This window comes from Nocardia carnea, from assembly GCF_029868325.1.
Lineage (GTDB): Bacteria > Actinomycetota > Actinomycetes > Mycobacteriales > Mycobacteriaceae > Nocardia > Nocardia carnea_C.
The window spans coordinates 1-2,862 of the sequence record NZ_JARWNW010000202.1 but is presented as its reverse complement, the minus strand read 5'-3'; the positions used below and the strand labels follow the sequence as shown (position 1 = coordinate 2,862).

The 2,862-nt window shown below is 68.7% G+C and carries 5 protein-coding genes; all 5 read left to right on the top strand.

What is annotated here, in order from left to right:
• On the top strand, window positions 1-215 hold a 215-nt coding region (locus tag QH196_RS16735; RefSeq protein ID WP_348538082.1), incomplete at its 5' end, for a CDGSH iron-sulfur domain-containing protein.
• Between the two features lie 181 nt (window positions 216-396).
• A complete protein-coding gene (locus QH196_RS16730; protein WP_280416727.1) occupies window positions 397-627 on the top strand; it encodes a DUF6480 family protein in 231 nt (76 codons plus the stop codon).
• Between the two features lie 116 nt (window positions 628-743).
• Window positions 744-1,328 carry a nucleotidyltransferase family protein gene (locus tag QH196_RS16725; protein ID WP_280416726.1) on the top strand — a complete coding sequence of 195 codons (585 nt, stop codon included), beginning with the start codon at window positions 744-746 and terminating at the stop codon, window positions 1,326-1,328.
• Window positions 1,329-1,607, top strand: a complete 279-nt coding sequence (locus QH196_RS16720) for a BON domain-containing protein (protein WP_280416725.1) — start codon at window positions 1,329-1,331, stop codon at window positions 1,605-1,607.
• 20 nt (window positions 1,608-1,627) lie between these two features.
• Window positions 1,628-2,383: a metallophosphoesterase family protein gene (locus QH196_RS16715; protein ID WP_280416724.1), complete on the top strand. Its 756-nt coding sequence runs from the start codon at window positions 1,628-1,630 to the stop codon at window positions 2,381-2,383.
• Window positions 2,384-2,862: the final 479 nt, after the last annotated feature.

Genomic DNA, 2,862 nt, shown 5'->3' with positions numbered 1-2,862 from the left:
CCGGCACGGCGCCCACGGCGGGAGCCGAACCGACCCGGATCGTTTTCACCGAGGACGGGCCTGCGCTGGTCGACGGCCCCGTCGAACTGGTGACCGCAGACGGCGCGGTGATCCACGCGGACCGTTTTCTCGTCGCGCTCTGCCTGTGTAAACGATCGCGAACCTATCCACTGTGCGATACGAGCCACCGCCGGCACCGCCGCTGCGACCGCTGACGGTTTCCCGGCGCGACCCGATTGGGTGGCGGGGTAGCGGGTACGCGCCGCGCGTGGTGCGACGAACGATCCTCGCCGCCGTCTCACCGGCCCTCACACCGGTAGTTGTCCGTGGACCGGGCGGACGGCGACCCTACCCCGCCGGGCGCGCCCGGCGACAACCGAAAGTGGGGAAGTGCTCATGAATTCGATGGACCCCGATCCGGCCGCGACTCCGGACCTGGAACCCGGCGGCGGGGTGCCCTCGGGTTCCACCCCGCCCGATACCGCACAGACCTCGGGGCTTTCGGCGCCCGAACCGCGGACCAGTCACCGTTTCCCGCCGACCGGGGTGGCCGCGGTGATCGCTGTGATCGCGCTCGTCGCGGTGTTCGCGGTGGTGGCGATTGTGCTGATCGCGTCGCTGGGCTGAGCTGCCGGCAGTGCCGGCGCCCGGGCATCCCGCCAACGGGGACGGCCCGGGGGTCGACGCGGCGATCGGCCGTTCGCCGGTTGATTAGCAATGCGATGCCCGGGTAGCCGCCGAATATGGTTCCGACGGAGGAGCAGTTGCTGCACGCTTTGACCCGGGCCGCGAACGCCCTGAAACAGGAGGGCATACCTTTCGCCGTGGCGGGTGGTTGCGCCGTGTACGCGCGCGGCGGACCGCCCTCCGACCACGATGTCGATCTGTTCGTCAAACCCGAGGACAGCGCCCGGGCGCGCAGCGAACTGGCACGCGCGGGGTTGCGGATGGCGGATGCGGCCGAGGATTGGCTGACGAAGGCCTACGACGGCGACACCCTGATCGATATCATCCACCGGCCCAACAACCGGGAAGTCGACGACGCACTGCTGGGCCGGGCCGAGGTGATGCGGGTGGGTCCCGCCGTGGCGCCCGTGGTCGACGCCACCGATCTGCTGGTCGACAAACTGCTCGTCTTCGACGCGCACCGGCTCGATCTGAGCCCGCTGCTGCGGATCTCCCGCGATCTGCGCGAACAGGTGGATTGGCCCGCGGTCCGCGCCCAGACCGAGCATTCGCCGTACGCGAAAGCGTTCCTCGGGTTGATCGACGATCTCGGTATCGCCGAAACCATCGCCCCCTCGCATACCTCCGGAAAGGCGCAGTAGATGTCCGGTACCCCACATTCCTCCCGGCCACGGCCGCCCGAGTATCTGGCCGCCGAACTCCATCGGGCGCTCGCCGAGGATCCGCGCACGGCCGAACAGGGCGTGCAGGTCCGGATCCGTGGCGATGTGGTCGTTCTCGACGGCGAGGTGAGTACCGCGCAGCGGCGGCTGATGCTCGAGGAAGTGGTCCACGATATCGCCCCTGACCTGCCGATTCACAATGATGTGCACGTCACCGCGGCGGCCCGGCCGGGCGGAAGCGAAGATCTCGGTACCTGATATCGGAAGGGAGAGTGCCGATGCGGATCGCCGCTGTCGGAGACGTTCATCTGGGAACCGATTCGGGCGGACTGTTGCGGCCCGCGCTACGCGAACTACCGGCGCTGGCCGATGTGCTGCTGCTGGCCGGCGACCTGACCAAGCACGGGACCCCGGCCGAAGCGGAGGTCGTCGCGCGCGAATTCGCCGAGGTCGGGGTCCCGGTGGTGGCGGTACTGGGCAACCACGATCATCACAGCGATGCCGCAGCCGAAATGACCGATCTGCTGCAATCCTGCGGAATCACCGTGCTGGAGGGCACCGCCACCACGCTCGATATCGATGGTGCGACTCTCGGTATCGCCGGCACCAAAGGCTTCGGCGGGGGTTTCGCCGGTAAATGCGCGAGCGTGTTCGGGGAGCGGCTGATGCGCGAATTCGCGGGCCACACGATCGAGCTGGCGACGGCCCTGGATACCGCGCTGGCCGAACTCGATACCGATATCACGGTCGTACTCACGCACTATTCCCCCGTCAGCGACACCCTGCACGGGGAGCCACGCGAGATCTACCCGTTCCTGGGCTCGTACCTGCTGGGGGAACCCATCGACACCCACGGAGCCGATCTGGCCGTACACGGCCACGCGCATGCCGGTACCGAGCGTGGCAGCACCCCGGGCGGTATCCGGGTACGCAATGTCGCCCAGCCGGTGATCGGTAAAGCTTTCGCCATCTACGAACTACAGCCCGGCGCGGACAGCACAGCAGCCCGCGACCGGACGGCTGTATCCGGTTGACGGAGTACGCCCAGCTGCCTGAGCAGGCAGCGGTCGCATTCGCCCGGTCCGATCTGCCATGCGACCGCAAAAGGGTTCACAGCGGTGCGTCGTCGACCGGTACCGCGCTAGGGCCCGTAGTGCCGGCACGGCGAGGAAACCCGATGAACCACCGGACGATTCCACCGAATCGGCTCAGATGGGGCGCGATCGAGATAGCTGATAACCGGAGCTCGCGAATCGCCCGGCCGGGCTCGCGAGCTGCGCCGCGATCGGTAGATGCCCAGGGCGGCGACGCGGACCCGAGCCCATCCACTATCTGCGTATTCGCGACGATGCTGCCGGCACGTCGGCCTACTCTGCCGGCGCGTCGGCGGGTGCCCTCGCACACCACCCCGCACGACTACGGCGGCCTCATAGGGGGCGCCCGTGTGCACACCCGCCCCGCGAAGCAAACCCCCCCGGCCCGCTCAGCACAGACGTGGCGGGGGGGCGGCGCG

Excerpts from the sequence above, each read along its gene's own strand:
- QH196_RS16730 (WP_280416727.1), top strand. The coding sequence starts at position 397 with ATGAATTCGATGGACCCCGATCCGGCCGCGACTCCGGACCTGGAACCC.
- QH196_RS16725 (WP_280416726.1), top strand. The coding sequence starts at position 744 with ATGGTTCCGACGGAGGAGCAGTTGCTGCACGCTTTGACCCGGGCCGCG.
- QH196_RS16720 (WP_280416725.1), top strand. The coding sequence starts at position 1,329 with ATGTCCGGTACCCCACATTCCTCCCGGCCACGGCCGCCCGAGTATCTG.
- QH196_RS16715 (WP_280416724.1), top strand. The coding sequence starts at position 1,628 with ATGCGGATCGCCGCTGTCGGAGACGTTCATCTGGGAACCGATTCGGGC.